13 protein-coding genes and 1 riboswitch are annotated in these 18,894 nt (G+C 48.6%); all 13 genes read right to left on the bottom strand.

All coding sequences use genetic code 11. The features are described 5' to 3' along the window. Nucleotides 1–15: 15 nt before the first annotated feature. Nucleotides 16–1,149 carry an efflux RND transporter periplasmic adaptor subunit gene (locus tag HHL16_RS08545; protein ID WP_169424706.1) on the bottom strand — a complete coding sequence of 378 codons (1,134 nt, stop codon included), beginning with the start codon at nt 1,147–1,149 and terminating at the stop codon, nt 16–18. Further along, entirely contained in the window at nt 1,130–4,438 is a 3,309-nt protein-coding gene (locus HHL16_RS08540; RefSeq protein ID WP_169424705.1) for an efflux RND transporter permease subunit, read from the bottom strand. Before HHL16_RS08540 ends, HHL16_RS08545 begins: the two co-directional genes overlap by 20 nt. A gap of 33 nt (nt 4,439–4,471) precedes the next feature. Continuing rightward, nucleotides 4,472–5,866 carry a TolC family protein gene (locus HHL16_RS08535; RefSeq protein WP_206022297.1) on the bottom strand — a complete coding sequence of 465 codons (1,395 nt, stop codon included), beginning with the start codon at nt 5,864–5,866 and terminating at the stop codon, nt 4,472–4,474. Nucleotides 5,867–6,154: 288 nt separating this feature from the next. Next, on the bottom strand, nt 6,155–7,069 hold the full coding sequence (locus HHL16_RS08530; RefSeq protein ID WP_169424704.1) for a helix-turn-helix transcriptional regulator: 915 nt from the start codon (nt 7,067–7,069) through the stop codon (nt 6,155–6,157). 119 nt (nt 7,070–7,188) lie between these two features. After that, nucleotides 7,189–9,249 (bottom strand): STN and carboxypeptidase regulatory-like domain-containing protein, encoded by a 2,061-nt coding sequence (locus tag HHL16_RS08525; protein WP_169424703.1) that lies wholly within the window; start codon nt 9,247–9,249, stop codon nt 7,189–7,191. Between the two features lie 19 nt (nt 9,250–9,268). Next, on the bottom strand, nt 9,269–10,306 hold the full coding sequence (locus HHL16_RS08520; protein ID WP_169424702.1) for a FecR domain-containing protein: 1,038 nt from the start codon (nt 10,304–10,306) through the stop codon (nt 9,269–9,271). Between the two features lie 11 nt (nt 10,307–10,317). Further along, nucleotides 10,318–10,878, bottom strand: coding sequence for an RNA polymerase sigma-70 factor (locus tag HHL16_RS08515; RefSeq protein ID WP_169424701.1), 561 nt, complete (start codon nt 10,876–10,878; stop codon nt 10,318–10,320). Nucleotides 10,879–10,993: 115 nt separating this feature from the next. Beyond that, the gene (locus HHL16_RS08510; protein WP_169424700.1) at nt 10,994–11,587 is read right to left on the bottom strand and encodes an RteC domain-containing protein; all 594 of its coding nucleotides are present in this window, start codon (nt 11,585–11,587) and stop codon (nt 10,994–10,996) included. 304 nt (nt 11,588–11,891) lie between these two features. Next, a riboswitch (SAM riboswitch) is annotated at nt 11,892–12,032 on the bottom strand. A 112-nt stretch (nt 12,033–12,144) separates the two neighbouring features. Further along, nucleotides 12,145–13,401, bottom strand: a complete 1,257-nt coding sequence (ilvA, locus tag HHL16_RS08505) for a threonine ammonia-lyase IlvA (RefSeq protein ID WP_169424699.1) — start codon at nt 13,399–13,401, stop codon at nt 12,145–12,147. Nucleotides 13,402–13,639: 238 nt separating this feature from the next. Then, a complete protein-coding gene (gene ilvC / locus HHL16_RS08500; protein WP_169424698.1) occupies nt 13,640–14,716 on the bottom strand; it encodes a ketol-acid reductoisomerase in 1,077 nt (358 codons plus the stop codon). Nucleotides 14,717–14,763: 47 nt separating this feature from the next. Continuing rightward, a complete protein-coding gene (gene ilvN / locus HHL16_RS08495; protein WP_169424697.1) occupies nt 14,764–15,354 on the bottom strand; it encodes an acetolactate synthase small subunit in 591 nt (196 codons plus the stop codon). Between the two features lie 42 nt (nt 15,355–15,396). Continuing rightward, entirely contained in the window at nt 15,397–17,142 is a 1,746-nt protein-coding gene (ilvB, locus tag HHL16_RS08490; protein WP_169424696.1) for a biosynthetic-type acetolactate synthase large subunit, read from the bottom strand. Nucleotides 17,143–17,175: 33 nt separating this feature from the next. Continuing rightward, complete coding sequence (gene ilvD / locus HHL16_RS08485) at nt 17,176–18,855, bottom strand: dihydroxy-acid dehydratase (protein WP_206022295.1); 1,680 nt, start codon at nt 18,853–18,855, stop codon at nt 17,176–17,178. Nucleotides 18,856–18,894 lie beyond the last annotated feature (39 nt).

Raw genomic sequence — 18,894 nt, 5'->3', positions numbered from 1 at the left:
TTTTATAAGATCAGGTTATTGTTTGGCCGGTTTGGTGTTCTTTACATCAGATCCGTTGCGAATCTCTTCGCTGCCTGTTTTCACCAGCTGATCGCCGGGCTGCAGTGCGCCGAAGATCTCCGTTTTACCATCGGCTTCACGCCCCTTCTGCACATCAACCCAAACGGATTTGCCGTTTTCGATGCGGATTACGAATACGCGTTCAGAAGATGTTACCACGGCTGATTTGGGGACTATGAAGGTACTGTCTTTTCCGGGCAGCGGCATCTTCACTTCAGCAATCATGCCAGGTAATAATTTACGATCGTTATTGATCACATCCATTTCTACTCTTTCCGCGCGGAGCCTGTCGTCGAGTGCACCTGCCTGTCTGATGATCTTTGCAGAGAAGATGCGGCCGGGAAGCGCTTTCACCTGAAACTTCACTTCGTTTTGTTTCTCGATGAAACTCGTCCATGCTTCGGGGATGGCTACTGCCAGACGAAGATGCTGCTGCGTTTGCACTGTGAAGAGCGGCAAGGCAGATCCTTTTCCTGCAGGTCCCACATACGCGCCCGTGTTTACGTTACGAGCAGTTACGATACCGGAAAATGGTGCGCGTATTTCGAGGTAGTCGCGGATGATGGCCACTTCTTTGTAAGATGCTTTCGCTGCTTCGAGTTGCGCCATGTCTGCATCGCGTCTGGCTTCCGCCTGTTCGAGATCATTGGGCGAAATGGTACCGGGTGTTTTGCTGGTTTCGTAGAGGCGTTTGTACAATGCATTGCTGGCGGTGTACAATGCCTCCTGCGATTTCAGTTTGCTGGAAGCGGCTGCCAGCCTGGAGTTCAGCTCAGGTGCATCGAGCGATACCAGCAGTTGTCCTTCTTTCACTTCGGTTCCGATATCTGCGTATAATTTTCTTACGTAGCTGTTTTCTTTCGCATAGAGATCCACTGTCTGATAAGCAGTGAGCTCTCCGGGGAGTTGCAGTGAAGTTGATAATTGTCCGCGCTCCAGTGCAATTACTTCCACTGCAGGTACAGGCGCGGAAGCGGCTGCGGCCGGTTTTTCTCCGGTTGTTTTTCCTTCAGTGGAATTGCAGCTGCTGATAGCGAAGGTCAGCAGTCCGCAGGCTATGATCAGGTGGTTATGGTTGATTGCTCTCATACAAAGTAGATATAAAATGTTTACTTTCTTTATCGGTTGGGTCGAGTGATACTGATGCTGTAGATGTTTTGCCCATCACCCAGGCAAATACCAGCGGCAACATTACGAGGGCTGCGATGGTAGAAGCGGCGAGTCCGCCAATTACTGCTCTTGCGAGCGGTGCGGTTTGTTCTCCTCCTTCACCTAATCCGGTTGCCATCGGAATCATGCCTGCGATCATGGCCACACTCGTCATCAAAATCGGACGAAGCCTCAGCGCTGCTGCTTCGCGTGCCGCAGAAAGCGCATTGCCACTGTGTTTGCGGAGATGTTCCGCATTGGTGATCAGCAGTACCGCATTGGCGATAGACACCCCTACACTCATAATGATGCCCATGTACGATTGCAGGTTCAGTGTCGATCCTGTGAGCATCAGCAGTCCCAATGCACCGAGCAATACCGCCGGCACTGTACTCAGCACAACGAACGATACTTTGAAACTCTGGTAGTTGGCTGCCAGCATCAGGAATATCACAATGATGGCAACTATCAGGCCCGACTGCAGGTTATCCAGCGTTTCTGTCAGCACAGTGCTCATACCAATCGGCTCGATGTTTAATCCTCTGGGCAATTCTCCTATCGTTGCCAGCGCCGCTTTCACGTCTTTTGTTGCCGAACCGAGATCCTTTCCATTGATATTGGCTGTTACAGAAAGGATGGGCATGGCGCCAAGGTTATCATTCTCTCCGTAAGTGGTATCGGGTTCGATACTGGCTACATCGCTGAGAATGGGGCGCGGCATATTCTTTAGAACAGGTATCTCGCCAATACTGTTCAGATCCGTCATTTTATGTTCCGGAATCTGTACCTGAACACTGTAGCTGAGACCGGCCTTTTCATCGAGCCATACACTCTTTTCGGTGTAACGGCTTGATGATGTGCTGGTGATGAGGCTCCGGCTTACATCGGCCAGATCCACTCCCAGCTGCGCTGCACGCACCCGGTCGATATTGATCTTCAGCGAAGGATACTTGATGCTCTGTGCTATCTGCACATCGCGCAGGTAAGGAATGGCTTTCAGCTTCTCCACCACTTTACTGGCATACTCTTCGTTCAGCTTTTTGTTTCTTCCGCTGAGGCGAACTTCCACTGGTGTAGGTGAACCCTGACTCAGTATCTTGTCTGTAAGTTCAATCGGCTCGAAGCTCATGCGCAGATCTGGTATCTGTTCTCCGATCCTGGCGCGCAGTTGCTCTTTCAGCTGATCCATATTCACATGATAACCTTCGCGCAAACTCACCTGCAATACCGCTTCATGCGGACCACCCATGAACAGATAGATAGGCGCAATCGAAAACAGGCCCGGGTGTTGTCCGATGAATGCAGAAGTGATGCCGATATTTTCTTTTCCTACCATTTCGGCCAGTATTGCCTGAGCCTTCACCACCTTCTCTTCTGTGCGTTCAATTCTTGTTCCGTCCGGTGCACGGAAGCGAACCTGAAACTGACTTCCGTTCACTTTCGGCAATACATCTCTTCCGATTCCGTTCAGCATTAACCAGGCGCCACCAAGCACCAGTATCAGATACAGTCCCACTACGGGTTTGCGCACAGGCAGCAATCTGTCGATAAACCGAAGGAAGCGTGCGCGGAATCTTTCGAACACACTGATCTTTCCGTCGCGGTTGCTGTCTTCACGTTCCACCAATACTTTTTTCTGATCCCAGGTATCGGATTCCGAAGCTGCACTGAGGTCTGCTGCTGCAAACGCGGCTTCATCTTCCGTCATGGCTTGCTTTCCCTTTTTGTTTTTCTTTTTCTTCGGTCCGTGTGCGTGTGACTTCATCAGCCAGTTGGCCATCACGGGTACGAAAGTCTGGCTCAGAATATAGCTGGTGATCATGGAGAAACCGATCGCGAGTGAGAGCGGCAGGAAGAGCGAACCCGGAATGCCGTCCATGCTCAGCGCCGGTGCAAACACCGCGAGAATACAGAGCAGGATCAGCAGTTTGGGAAAGGCGATCTCCTTACACGCATCCCAGATGGCGAGCGATTTCGGCTTGCCCATATCTAGATGCTGGTGAATATTTTCTATGGTTACCGTACTCTCATCCACCAATATGCCGATGGCGAGTGAAAGGCCACTCAACGTCATGATATTGATGGTTTGTCCAAACAGTTGCAGAAACAACACACCAGATATGATCGATGTAGGAATGGTAAGAATTACAATCAGCGCCCCGCGCGAGTCTCCGAGGAAGAGTAACACCATCAGGCCGGTAAGAATGGCGCCGATGATGCCTTCGCTGATCAGGCTCTTCACGGCATTGATCACATATACGCTCTGATCGAATTCATAACTGAGGTGCACATCTTCCGGCAGCTGTGCCTGAAATTTCGGGAGGTTGGCTTTCAGTTTCTGCACCACTTCCCATGTGCTCGCATCGGCGGATTTTCCAATGCTGATGTACACAGATCGTTTGCCGTTCACCTGTGCATACCCCATGGTGATATCAGCACCATCTTCCACAGTAGCAACATCGCGCAGAAACAGGTTATGTGCACTGCCTTTGAACAAAGGAATGTTCTCGAAATCTTTGATGTTCTTAACAGTGGTATTGCTGGGCGTGAAATAGTTGTAGTCTCCTATTCTCACGTTGCCCGAAGGAGTTGCCTGGTTGTTCAGCCGCAGCGATTCCACCAGCTGATCTGGTGTAAGGTTATGTGATCGCATCAGTTCAGGATCGGCCTTTATCACAATGGTTCGGAGGTTTCCGCCAAAAGGAGGAGAACCAACCAGACCTGGAATGGAGGTAAAGGCAGATCGCACATACACGTTCGCCAGATCCATCAGTTCGTTATTCGACCGAACATCGCTTCGCAGTACCAGCTGCCCAACAGGAAGCGTGGATGCATCGAAGCGGATGATGAACGGAGGTTGCGACCCCGGAGGGAAGATGGCCTGCGCGCGATTGCTGAATGCACTCAGCTCCGCTGCTGCCTGCGCCATATTGGTACCGGGATAAAAAGATATTTTCATCAATGTGAGACCGGAGATATTCTTGGTCTCGATGGCTTTAACACCATTCACATACAACAGTACATTGATATATTGTTTTCCGAAATATGCTTCCATCTGCGAAGGAGTGAATCCTCCGTATGGGTGCGAGAGATAGATCACGGGAAGATTCATCTGAGGGAAGATGTCTACCTTGATCTTTTTCACGGCGCTGACTCCGAAGAAAATCAGTCCGGCTACTATCACCAGCACCGAGATGGGTTTTCTGAGTCCGCTTCTGATTAGGCCCATAGATTAGTATTGTTGATCAGTGCAATTGTGAAATTAGAATTCATTCATAAATAAGCCAAGATCGCCGCTGGCGGCGGATTTCAGCAACAAGGCCTGCCATACGTTGCTGTAGGCGATATCCCTGTCGGTTTCCGCGCGGTTCAGCGCATACAGCGCCTGCTGAACATCCACCATATTGGTCAATCCATTTCTGTACAGTACCGATTTCTGCAGGTAAGCATCGCTTGCCGCTTTGAGCTGTACAGGAACTTCTTTGTAATTGTCGAGCGAATTGGCAATGCGCGTATCCGATAAACTCAGCTGTGCTTTCAGTTGCTGGTCTGCCAGTTCGTATTCCGCTTTCAATGCATTGGAGATGAATTTCTGCGAACTAACCTGCTCGCGCACACGCAATGGGCTGGTAAGGTTCCAGACCATGCCAACTCCCATCAGGTAATTGATGCGCGAAGGATCGATGCCTTTGAAGTAGCTCTTCGAGTAAGCATTCATATCCTGCAGGCCATAGGTATTTTTGAAACCCGATCCGCGTCCCTGAAATACACCGAATACAGAGAAAGTAGGATAGTTGAAGGTTTTCAAATACTTCTCCTGCTCTGTGCTGAGGTCTATCTTTTTCTGATAGAAGTTCAGCAACGGGTGTTGTGCAGATGCAGGCTGCTGGTACAATGCAGCGGGTATGCGTGCAATGAAGAGCGTATCCAAAACAAACTCCTGGGCAGGGATGCCCAGAAATCTGGCGAGTATATTGCCCTGCTCCTGCTCATAATCTTTCGCGCGTGTGAGGGCCATTTTGGCGTTGGAAACTTCTGCATTGGCGAGTGATGAATCTACGCCGGCATTCAATCCGTTTCGTGCGCGGTTCAGCACCACTTCGCGGATCTGTGAGGCGCGTTCGAGATTGCGTTGCCACGATCCGGTGAGGCGTTGTGCCGCCAGCAGATTGAGATAAGCGCCCGCTACGCGGATGCTGTGCTGAAACTGCTCCTGCTGATAATCGCTCTCATCGCGCGCCAGCGCGGCTTTGGAGATCTCTATCTTTTCTTTGGCCCTGCCGAAAGAAAAGAAATCCCAGTTGATGTTGGCGAGATACAGCGCTCCGAATGCGGCGTTGTAATTCTGTTCGGGCAATGCTGGTCCGGATGATGCAGTGCTCAATCCACGATAGCCGTAAAGTGGACCGGTTTGCCCGTTTACGGTACCATAATCCTGTTGAAAGCTTACGCTCAGATCAGGCAGGTATTCTTTGGAACTTTGGTTAACGGCCGACTTAGATGCTTTCACATATTGCTCCTTTGCTTTGATGGAGCCATAGTTCTTCATGGCCGTTTGAACAGCGTCTTTGAGTGTGATGGTTTGTGCCTGCGACTGTGCTGCGCCGTTCAACAGCAGCATCGCTCCGGCAAGGTACTTCAGGTGTTTGGCTGACATGCGGTGAAACAATTGATGGTTAGAGCCCGGCAGAAACTGAATGCAGGACGCACATTGCAATTCAGGCCCATACAGGACTACAGTATTTTACCCTTTCTAAAATGGATGCAACGATGGCAAGATGCTCACCTTTTCCGGCCTTACCGTCAGCAACGCTGGGAGCCTGCTTCAGAAGGAGTCAGGAGCTGCGCGGTAAGTTGGTGTAAAGCGCCGGAGTATTTTGAAATGTAAAAGTACAATGTGTTCAGAAAACCTCAGTTGTACTTTTCAAACAAATAATTATAAAAATCAAACAATGACGTTTGCCGCCCGGAAGTGATTGGGGCTCTCACCTGTCTGCTTCTTGAAAAAATTGGTGAAGTAGGCAGGCTGGTCGAAGCTGAGCGTATAGGCTATTTCGGAGATATTCCACCGTGTATGTTTCAGTAATGCTTTAGCTTCTTTTGTGATGCGTTCCGCAATATGTTCGGTGGTTGTTTTTCCGGTAACTTCTTTCACCGCGCGGTTCAGGTGATTGGCATGTATGCTCATATGCGTGGCATAATCGCTGGCTGTTTTCAGTTTCAGCACATGCTCCTGCGAATCGATGGGGAACTGTCTTTCGAGCAGTTCAATAAAAAGCGATGCAATGCGCGTGGAAGCATTGATCTGTTTCTCCCATGGATTATCGCGCTGCGATTTCATGGCTTCGTGCAGAATCAGGTTTACATAATTGCGCAGCAGATCGTATTTGTGAACATACTCAGATTCAATCTCAGCAAGCATTCTAAGGAAAATGTCTTTGAAGAATTCTCTCTGTGCATCATCGATGAAGATGATGGGATCGCTTCCTATTTTGAACAACGGAGACTCCTGAATGCTTTCGGATTTATTCATAAAATCCTGTGTAAAGAGCGTGAAATAACCACACTGTTTTTCTGAGATCGCCTGCCAGCTGTAGGGAATATTCGGATTGGAAAAGAGCAGTGCATCTCTGTCTATCATGATGCTTTTATCTGCATAATAAAGCATGCCGGTTCCAAGCACGAGGGAGATCTTGTAGAAATCACGGCGGTTGTAGGGCGTTGCCGAGCGGCATGCAAAATCGCTGCGGCGGTAAACATTTATTTGCCCTGCACTGCGCTGACCTCCCGGCCAGATCAGTGTTTTCGGCTCCACATTGTGACGTTGGTGGAACTCCAGTATCGACTCACTTCTTGGCATATGCCAAAATTATGAAATTCAAACAACCGAATTGTTAATATTTGGTTAGCGAAACGCATGCGGGCTGAATGGCCCTATTCATTGCTGAAAGGTCAATTGTTGATAATAATGGCAAATTATCAGAAGAACTCGATACCTGCATTGAATCCAAACCAGCCTTTCCATTGGGGATTACCCAGCGAAGTGGCATTACCCGGAGCGATATCCATTCTGTACCCTGGGTTCTTAACCGTTTGATCGGAGTAGTAGAATGAGTAAGCAGGACCGGCAAAGACACTGATGAATTTATTGAACTTGAAATGTGCGTGGAGATTTACTCTGCTGAGCAGGTTCACGTGATTCCAGTCGCCCATGTAAAAATGCTGTGTGGTGAGCTCCGCATTCAATCCCCACTTTTTGGTGAAGGAGAATTCACGGCCGATGCCATAACCGAAGCTCCAGGTCTTATCAACGGAATCATTCCCATATCCTTCAGTTACACCCGCCAGCAGAATGCTGTACAGTTTTGCATTACCGGTTTTGAAGGCAGCGTTGAAAGGCATCACTTCGTTGGCATACACACTTAGTTTATGAATACCAGTATAAACGATATTGATCAATCCAATGCTGTATCCGTCTGAAGTATCGGCGATATTCAACAATCCAAACTGAACACCTCTGAGCTTTTTGGTATAGTTGAAGATGCTGGAGATCTGTACTCCATTGGTGGTTCCGCCAGCCACGTTCAGAATGCCTGCTATCTGCGCTCCTTTGATATGGCCTCCATTGAAATTGAGTATGCCGCTGAGCTGCGCACCTGTCAGATCTTTCCAGTTCACATTCACATTACCTCCAATCTGAACACCATTGGTATTACCTTTGGCGAAGTTGCCCCACCCACTTATTTGTGCACCCCTGAAAGAACCGATGGCCACATTGTAATTGCCACTGCCCTGCATGCCTTTGAATTCTTTTCCTGCATAGTTGGCGAAGCCGCTTAACTGAAAGCCTTCGAACTTTCCGCCGGTGGTATTGAACACACCGCCGATCTGCCATCCTTTGGCATTGCGTTTTACAAAGTTGCCGATACCACCGATCTGCACACCGTCCATGGTATCGAGTACCGTATTGGTGATGCCAGCGATCTGCACCCCGCGCACATTAGCTCCGTCCATATTGGTTAAACCCGCTATCTGCACGTATTTCACATCTTTCTTGGCGATATTGAACAAACCGCCTACTTCCACTCCGTTCACACCCGCGCTGTAACCACCGAGCAAGTTGAGTGAGATATTGTTGACAACCTGACCATTGAGTTTACCGTTGGAACTGATGCCCGGCACAAGGCTCATCTGATAAGGTCTTGCTGTAAAGAATTTCTTCAGGTTGAGTGTTTGTATCTGCTGCATGGTGCTGAGGAAAAATTTCGCCAGCATTGTCTTTTCCACCACCATCACTGAATCTGATTTACGGTAGGTGTAGAGCCAGTGCGTGCTGTCCGGACTGCGAACGGCCACCACAATGGAATCAGGCGCCTCGAATGTATACGGACCAATAATAGTGGTATTCTCAGAGATCGCTACCGGCACAACCGTAACATTGAGTTGCTGATTGTATTTCGGTGTGATGGTAATGGTAGTGTCTTCGTAATATTGCTTGCTCACCGTGATGCTTGCCTGCTTGTATTTGCTTTTCAGTCTGAGTTTGAAATACCCGTCTGAATTGGTAGCAGCATAAGCCAGCTGATCTTTCTCGAATACAGAAGCATTCACCACACGCTCACCTGTTTGATCGTCGATGATGTAGCCGGTTACATAGTACTGGCTTTCCTCACTGGCCGCCTGCGTGGTAACCAATGGTACCTGTATTGGCTTTTTGCGGATGATGATATAATTGCCGCTTTCCTTGAATTCGTATCCTGCATTGAAAAGCAGGTCGAGCACATAGTTTACGCTTCTGTTGCGTTCGCTCAGAGACACAAGACTGTCGCGTTTCACTATTCTTGAGTTGTAAGAAAAGAAGAAGTCTCCTTTATTGCTGAGAATTTCGAGTGTATGTCCCAGTTGCTGGCGGCTGATCTCCAGCGATACAATTCTGTTTAATGGAGTTTGTGCCTTTACTGCAGTAAAGGATAGCAAAAAAGATAAGATGGTAAAAAAAGCGCGAAGGCCTTTGTTGTTCACATTGGTTATTGTAGTCATGCTGCGTCTGTACTAATGCCTATTTCAGGATAATGAGCGAGTCCTTTCTTTCTATCACTATATTTTCTTCGTTGTAAGTATTTACAATCAGATCCAACAGATCATCGAGTGGCAGATCGTAGTACTCTCCCGATATAGTAGCGTTCTTCAGAGATGGTTTTTCTAAAACAATGTTCACTCCGTAAGCGCTGTTGATGGCATCGACCAGTTTCCAGAGCGGAGTAGCATCGCAAACGAATTCGCGGGTACGGTAGAATTTATACAACTGATCGGTAACCGGGACTTTCTCCAGTACACTGTCTTTCTTTTCTATCTCCAGTTTTTCTTTCTGCTTCAACTGCACAGACTGATTGGCGCGATCTACTTTCACCATGCCGGACTCAACGATCACTTCAGTTTTGCCATTGATGCTTTTTACATTGAAGGATGTTCCGAGAACAGTGATGGTTACATCGTTCACTGTAACGATAAATGGTTTGGATTTATCCGGCTGAATCTGGAAGAAGGCTTCTCCCTTGAGAGAAACAACCCGTTTATCGTCTGTAAACCCTTTCTCGAAACTGATTGCAGAATTCTTATTGAGTGTAACTATTGAACCATCGGAAAGTGTTTCGGCTTTAGATGCAGTGGTAGTGGCTACAACAACAGCATTGCCGGAGTGATTGCTTTTAAAAGGAACAAGAATGTAGAATAACAGGCCAGCAACGCCCAGCAGCATGATGATGCTGGCAGCAACGCGGGTTTCGTACCACCTGATGCGCTCGGGCTTAACCACGGTCATTACCGGGCTCCCATGCTCATCGTCTGCGTCAGCATCCGACTCAGCTTCTGCGATACGTTGCTGAAACCGCTTCCACGCATCATTTTCATTTACGGTACTCCGGGCAGCGAGTTGCTGGCTTTCGTCCCAGATGAATTTGAAGTTCTCGTAGTAGCGGTAATGATCGGTGTCTGCGCTTATCCAGGTCTCCACCTCCTTCCTCTCACTGGCAGACGCCTCGCCCAGCAGGTATTTCACCAGCAGGTCATCACTCATATTGTACAATCCGGCGTTCAATCAGTTTCTTTTTAGAGGTTTGTGAGGATTATCAGTAACAGGGGTAAGAAATCAACCAGTTTGCTTCTCAGCAATTTCAGGGCCTTACCCATTTGATTTTCTACGGTTTTTGGGGAGATGCCCAGCCGATCGGCAATCTCCTGGTACTTCAATTCTTCAAAGCGGCTCATCTGGAAAATGGTACGGCACTGCTCCGGCAGTTCGCTCATCGCTTTCCGCAGCTGTTGTTCGAGGTCGCCCAGTAATACTTTTTTGGAGGCTGAATCTGTTTGATGGCTCATCTGGTAAGTGGCGTGGGCCTGATAGGCCATCCGCACTTTCTGGTGTTTGATGTAGTTGAGGCTTTCATTGTAAACCGCCCTGTACAGATAAGCTGTGAGGGATGTTTCAATTGCCAGCTGCCCCTTTCTTTCCCAGATCTTGCAGAAGACGTTCTGAACCATTTCTTCGGCGAGTGCATCATCTTTCACAATGGTGTAGGCATAAGAATGAAGGCTTTTAAAATGACTTTTAAAAACCTTTTCAAATGCTGTTCCCAGCAGATGCGTGGTTCCCGCTTCCGATGTGGCCATTCGTAGATGTTGTGTTCTGCCTCCAAATATAGCTGCTTCGCCCAATTGCCTTTTGTTTTATATGACAACCGGGAAATGCCTTACCCCTATGGCTAAAATAAAGTTTGAAAGAAAATTATCCTGTTATTTTTAAAACCGTTTGAATCTCAACGGTTTCAATTTTTTCCAGCACATAACGAAGATATTTATCGCGCGCCTGAATGGCGGCAAATAATCCGTCGTGCGAAGTATGGTGGCGGAAACTCACCCCGGAATAATGGCTCCGGTATACGGGTGAATTGGAGGGATCGTTGTTGCCGGCCCTGGCGAAGTATACTTCGTCCATCTCAGTTCTGCCGGTTTTGTAGTACTGATAGTATTGTTCGTTTTCGAGCAGGAACTTTTCTGCATGGTGCAGCTCCTTATGCCAGAAGTTGCGCACCTCTGCAATATTGCTGCCCGAATCGGGATGAAACAGCGCAGCCTTATACACGAGTGCAAAATATTCGAGCATGCCGGTAAAGGCAGGCTTCACAGTTTTGAAGAACCAGATCTCATCGTGAAGATCCTTGAATAACCTGTAATCCAGCAATTGCTGCAGATCATTCCAGTTACGCTCACAGGTTTGAAAGCAGCATTCGATCTGCTCCTTCTCGGAACCCATGCGCTTTCCGCAATCTTCCATTTCAACCAGCATCTTATCAAACAGTTGGCGATATTGTTCTTTCATAGCTCAGACAATTAAAAGCAATGTGCAATTGCCAGATGTTCCGCCTATTCAAAACAAGTATTACCCTGACCAAAGCGTAATACCATCAACCGGTAGAATCGATGTGAAAAAAAAGCAGGGAAAGTGAAAACAATCCCTGGTTAGACCAAACGGTCACATGAGAAAATCTACTATTAAACAATCATGCTTTGTGCACCACCACTGATTCAGTTCAGTGCAACAAAAAAGCTCACCCGATTGCGTCAGGTGAGCTTCAATTATATAAGAATGCCCTATGGCATTTTACAATCTTAAGCTATACTCTGACTTATCTCTCCCCCATCTGGGGCAGGAATTGGCACCTTTTCTATCTCGCTTACAGGCAGGGTACAGCCAGCCTGTTCATAAGATAGAAGGTTGTCAAGGCGTCATCGGGCCCGTTTCCCTCTGCCTTTCTTGATAAGTTATTCCTCTTAGAACTGGGCAAATATATACATGAATATCCGTGAAACATAACTTGCCCGGATATTTTTTTATTGTGTGGATAGCACACTTAATATTATGCACACCCTACTTTGTTACACTAAGTATCCGTAGAGGTTATCATTCTTGTTCAGTTCCGTATAATTGATCTGGTACTGCTGCATGTTCTTCAGCAGCGCATTGTAGTCTTCGGCGCGTTTCAGTTCGATGCCCACCAATGCCGGACCGGTTTCTTTGTTATGCTTTTGCATATACTCAAACCTTGTAATATCATCTTCAGGACCGAGCACATGGTTCACAAATTCTTTCAGGGCTCCGGGGCGCTGGGCAAACCGAACCAGGAAATAATGTTTCAGTCCTTCGTACTGAAGGCTGCGTTCTTTGATCTCCTGCATGCGGTCGATATCGTTATTGCTTCCGCTCACCACACATACCACCGTTTTGCCTTTGATCTGTGCAGCAAAATCGTCGAGGGCTGCAATGGTAAGTGCGCCGGCAGGTTCCACTACGATCGCATCTTCGTTGTACAGCTTAAGGATGGTAGAGCATACTTTTCCCTCGGGCACCAGGTGCATTTCGTTGAGCACTTCTTTGCAGATAGCGAAGGTAAGATCGCCTACACGCTTCACGGCTGCGCCATCCACGAACCGCTCGATATTGTCGAGCGTTACGGGCTCACCGGCTTCCAGTGCGCGTTTCATGGAAGGAGCCCCTTCCGGCTCTACGCCTACTATTGATGTTTTGGGGGAATAAGTTCTGAAGTAACTGCCTACGCCGGAGGCGAGTCCGCCGCCGCCAACAGGCACAAACAGGTAATCGATCTCGCTCTGATCTTCGAGAATTTCGAGCGCTACCGTACCCTGACCTTCAATGATGCGGAGATCATCGAATGGAGGGATGAAGGTCATATTGTGTTCAACCGTGTATGAACGGGCTGCGGCTGCGCAGTCGTCGAAAGTATCGCCCACAAGGCGTATCTCGATAAAATCTTCCCCGAACATTTTGGTTTGCTTCACCTTTTGATTGGGAGTGATAATGGGCATGAACACTACTCCTTTTACATTCAACTTCTTGCAGCTGAAAGCAAAGCCCTGCGCGTGATTGCCGGCACTGGCGCATACCACGCCTTTGGCCAGTTCTTCAGGTGGCAGGCTGCTCATCATATTGTAAGCGCCGCGGAGTTTGTAGCTGCGTACTACCTGAAGGTCTTCGCGCTTCAGGTAAATCTCAGCTTCGTACTTTCGGCTTAGCGTATGCGAGTACTGAAGAGGTGTTCTGTTCACCACCTTTCTAAGCCGCATGGCAGCTTTGTGAAATTCAAGGTTGGTGCTCAGATTTGTGGATGTGTTCATTTGTTTTTGCAGGATGGGCGCCTGCACGCCTTTTTTAAAAGAGCATCTGACTACGGATCAGAAGGTTGTTATTTAATCAACAGGCCGGAGCTTCCGGTAATCCATCTTACCTGTAGTCTTTTTTGCAGTGGCGTTGCGGAGGTCTGCCGTGAACAGCACAGCAGTACTGAGATCTGAAGCTTTCCCAATTCCGCAGACTGCGCACAGGCAGCCGCCGCATAACCCTTGCAAAAAATTATTAGTTAGCTGTTGCTTTCGCTGGCTGTACCGCCTGATTTTCAGGACGCAGACTGCGTACAGTCTTACCTGCCTGCCAGAGCTCGCTGTCGCGCAGTTCTTTCAGTTCTGCTTCCAGCTTCTCACGGTAATCTACCTGGCTGTTAGATGCGATAGAACGTGCAGCTTCTTTTCCTGCAGCTACGCTCTCATACAGTTCGGTGAATACAGGCAGTGTAGCATCGCGGAACTTCTTCCACCAGTCGAGTGCACCACGCTGTGCTGTTGTTGAACAGTTGGCATACATCCAGTCCATTCCATTCTCTGCTACCAGTGGCATCAGTGATTGTGTAAGCTCTTCAACGGTTTCGTTGAATGCTTCGGAAGGTGAGTGTCCTTTTTTGCGCAGCACTTCGTACTGAGCTGCAAAGATGCCCTGAATAGCTCCCATCAGTGTTCCGCGCTCTCCGCTGAGATCGGAATACACTTCTTTTCTGAAATCTGTTTCGAAGAGGTAGCCGCTGCCGATAGCGATACCGAGCGCCGCTACTCTTTCAAATGCACGACCTGTTGCATCCTGGAAAATTGCATAAGAACTGTTCAGACCACGGCCCTGCAAAAACATTCTGCGGAGTGATGTACCTGAACCTTTTGGTGCAACGAGGAATACGTCTACATCAGCAGGAGGAACAATGCCTGTCTGATCGTTGTATGTGATGCCGAAGCCATGAGAGAAATACAGGGCTTTGCCGGCTGTAAGATGTTTCTTCACTGTTGGCCACAGCTGAATCTGTGCAGCATCGCTCAACAGGTAGCAGATGATGGTTCCGCGCTCCAGCGCTTCTTCGATATCGAAAAGGCTTTCACCAGGAACAAATCCATCACGAACGGCTTTATCCCAGCTTTTAGAATTTTTGCGCTGACCAACTATCACGTTAACGCCATTGTCTTTCTGATTGAGCGCCTGGCCAGGACCTTGCACACCGTAACCGATCACAGCTACTACTTCATCCTTTAATATTGCCTGTGCTTTGGCCAGTGGAAATTCTTCGCGGGTTACTACATTTTCTTCAACACCGCCGAAATTGAGTTTTGCCATTGTCGTAATTGTTTATGGTTGTAAAAAAGTTTGGTTGTATTTATTGATTACATGCTGAACACTTCGTCCTTTCTGTTCAGGAATTCATTTTCGATCACTTCTTCCGAAGGGATATTCTCTTCGAACTCCTTCAGTTTTTCGTGGAAGCCTGCACTGGCCTTGATGATAGCCACACGTGCACTGCGAACGAATTCGATCAGTCCGTATGGCTCCAGCACACTGATAAGCTTATCGGTCTCTTCGCGATGACCCGTTGTTTCGAATATGGTATAGTCTTTACGGATCACTACAGCGCGTGCGCCGTATTCGCGGAGCAGCCTTTCTACTTTTACTTTTTCAGCGATCTCATCCGTAGGAACCTTGTACATCGCCAGTTCCTGCCAAACGATCTCCTCGCCTGTGTTGTAGTAAGCACGCAGCACTTCAACCTGCTTCTCTATCTGGCGAACCAGTTTCTTCACCACGTCTTCCACTTCGTTGATCACGATGGTGAAGCGATGGATGCCATCCACTTCACTCGGTGAAGTGTTCAGGCTCTCCACATTTATTTTTCTGCGCGAAAACATGATGGCGATGCGGTTGAGCAACCCTATCTGGTTTTCGGTGTATACTGTTACTGTAAATTCCTGCTTTGACATTTGGTTGATTTTTTGAGTTGACACTTGCGATCGATATCGCTTTTACTTCAGCCTGATCTCAGCTACGCTGCATCCCTGCGGCACCATCGGAAACACGTTGTTCTCCTTGCCTACCTTCACTTCGAGCAGATAAGATCCTTTGTGATCGAGCATCTGTTTCAGTGCAGCCTGCAGTTGAGCACGCTCACTGATACGCTGACCATCGATGTAGTAAGCTTTCGCCAACGCTACAAAATCCGGACTGGTGATATCAACGAAAGAATATCGTTTGTCGTGGAAGAGCTGCTGCCACTGACGTACCATGCCTAAGAACTCATTGTTCAGAATCAGGATCTTTACATCGATTCCGCTCTGCATGATAGTGCCCAGTTCCTGCAAAGTCATTTGAAATCCACCATCGCCAATCACTGCAACCACTGTTCTGTCGGGAGCTCCGAACTTGGCGCCTATCGCTGCCGGCAGCGCAAAGCCCATAGTTCCGAGACCACCGCTGGTTATATTGCTGCGGCTCTGCGTGAACTTCGCATAACGGCAGGCTACCATCTGATGCTGGCCTACATCCGTTACCACCACTGCATCTCCGCCGGTGAGCTCATTGAGCACACGGATCACTTCACCCATGGTGAGAATGTCCGATGCAGGATGCAATTCAGGCTGAATGCATTGTTCCTGCTCCTGCTGTTCGAAGTCGCGGAACTTCTGCAACCACTGCGGATATACTTTTGGTTCTATCAGTTCGGTGAGCATCGGCAATGTTTCTTTGCAATCTCCCCAAACAGGCACTTCTGCTTTTACGTTCTTGTCTATCTCAGCCGGATCAATATCGAGGTGAATCACTTTCGCCTGCTTCGCATATTTGTCGAGCCTTCCCGTAACACGATCATCGAATCGCATACCGATGGCGATCAGCACATCGCACTCATTGGTGAGTACATTCGGACCATAGTTTCCGTGCATGCCCAGCATACCCACATGCTGCGGATGATCCGTAGGCAGTGAGCTCAAACCCATGATGGTAGCGGCTGCAGGGATTCCACTCTTTTCGAGGAACTTCTTAAACTCCTGTTCTGCCTTTCCCAGTATCACACCCTGACCAAACAACACGAACGGCTTCTCTGCTGCATTGATCAGCTCTGCCGCCTGCTTCACGTATTCTTTTCTCACGATTGGTTTCGGACGATAGCTGCGGATATGCTCACATTTTTTGTATCCTTCATATTCAAACTTCTGCAGCTGCGCATTCTTGGTGATATCGATCAGCACCGGACCAGGACGGCCGGTACGCGCAATGTAGAAAGCCTTCGCCATCACGGCAGGGATCTCCGTTGCATCCGTTACCTGATAATTCCATTTGGTAACAGGTGTGGTGATATTGATCACATCCGTTTCCTGAAAAGCATCTGTACCCAGCAGGTGAGCAAACACCTGACCGGTTATTGCAACAACCGGAGTACTGTCGATCATCGCATCTGCGAGACCGGTCACCAGATTGGTAGCGCCTGGGCCACTCGTGGCAAACACCACACCCACATTTCCGGATGTTCTCGCAAACCCTTGTGCAGCGTGAATTCCACCTTGCTCATGACGAACGAGAATATGTTTCAGTGTTTCCTGATAATCATACAGTGCATCGTAAATAGGCATGATGGCTCCACCCGGATATCCGAAGATGGTGTTCACGCCCTCTGCCAGAATCGCTTCCAGCACAGCCACCGAACCACTCACTGTTGTGGTGCTGGCTTTTTTCTCCTCCGTAGACTGTGCGGGCGCTGCCGTTGTTGTGCTCATAATTATTTTTTTTGAATGGAAGGGTTAAGGTGATTATGCTTCGTCAGTTACACATCCTTCAGCTGCGTTCTTAACACTCTTCGCGTATTTGAATAAGATTCCTTTGGTTACTTTCAGATCGGGTTGTTTCCACGCAGCTTTGCGCTTCGCCAACTCTTCGTCGCTTACTTTGAGCGTGATGGTATTTTTTACTGCATCCAGTTCAATGGGATCATCATCCTGTACCAGTGCGATCAGTCCGCCTTCATATGCTTCCGGCGTAATATGGCCTACTACAAATCCGTGTGTGCCTCCGCTGAATCTGCCGTCGGTGATGAGTGCGATGCTTTTGCCCAATCCCGCACCAATCAGTGCTGATGTGGGTTTCAGCATCTCCGGCATGCCGGGTGCTCCCTTCGGACCTACATTACGGATCACTACTACATCTCCGTGTTTGATCTTACCGCTGTTGATGCCGGCAATCAGTTCAAACTCTCCGTCGAATACACGTGCTGGTCCTGCGAAGAACTCGCCTTCTTTTCCGCTGATCTTTGCCACGCTGCCACCCGATGCAAGGTTGCCGTACAGGATCTGCAGGTGACCTGTTGCTTTGATCGGCGTCTCCAGCGGAAGGATGATCTTCTGCGCATCGAAATCGAGATCCGGCACTTCAGACAGATTCTCCGCCAATGTTTTGCCGGTTACAGTGAGACAGTCTCCATGCAGCAATCCCTGTTGCAGCAGGTATTTCATCACAGAAGGAACACCTCCGTGCTGATGAAGATCCTGCATCAGGTATTTTCCGCTTGGCTTGAAATCGGCAAGTACAGGTACTCTGTTGCTGATGGCCTGGAAATCGTCCTGTGTAACGGTTACGCCTACACTCTTTGACATGGCGATGAGGTGCAGCACTGCGTTGGTGCTTCCACCCAACACCATTATTACGGTGATGGCGTTTTCAAACGCTTTGCGCGTCATGATATCAGAAGGCTTGATGTCTTTTTCGAGGAGATTGCGGATAGCTTTTCCTGCTGCGATACACTCTGCTTTCTTCTCTTCGCTGAGTGCCGGATTGGAAGAAGAATAAGGAAGGCTCATGCCCAGCGCTTCGATCGCAGATGCCATGGTGTTGGCTGTGTACATGCCGCCGCAGGCGCCTGCACCCGGACAAGAATGCTGAACGATGCCTTTGAAATCCGCATCAGACAAGGTTCCTGCGAGTTTCTGCCCTAAGGCTTCGAACGCTGAAACGATGTTCAGATCCTGACCTTTGTAGTGGCCGGGAGCGATAGTTCCGCCATACACCATAATAGCCGGACGGTTCAGTCGTCCCATTGCAATGATCGATCCGGGCATATTTTTATCGCAACCGGGGATGGCGATCACTCCATCATAATATTGCGCACCGCAAACCGCTTCGATGGAATCCGCGATGATGTCGCGGCTAACGAGCGAGTAACGCATGCCTTCTGTTCCGTTGCTGATACCATCGCTCACGCCGATGGTATTGAAGATGAGGCCTACCAGTTGATTATCCCACACACCGCCTTTCACGATCTTTGCGAGATCGTTGAGGTGCATGTTGCAGGTATTGCCATCATAGCCCATGCTTACGATGCCCACCTGCGCTTTTGCAAGATCTTCATCAGTCAATCCGATGCCATATAACATTGCCTGTGCCGCGGGTTGCGTTACGTCCTGAGTAATGGTGCGCGAATATTTGTTGAGTGCCATTGTGTTGGTTATGCTTTTTATTTCTTGTAATCGTTGATA

Source organism: Pseudoflavitalea sp. G-6-1-2, assembly GCF_012927185.1.
GTDB lineage: Bacteria > Bacteroidota > Bacteroidia > Chitinophagales > Chitinophagaceae > Pseudobacter.
The sequence above is the reverse complement of the archived record's forward strand: the minus strand, read 5'-3'. Positions and strand labels throughout refer to the sequence as shown.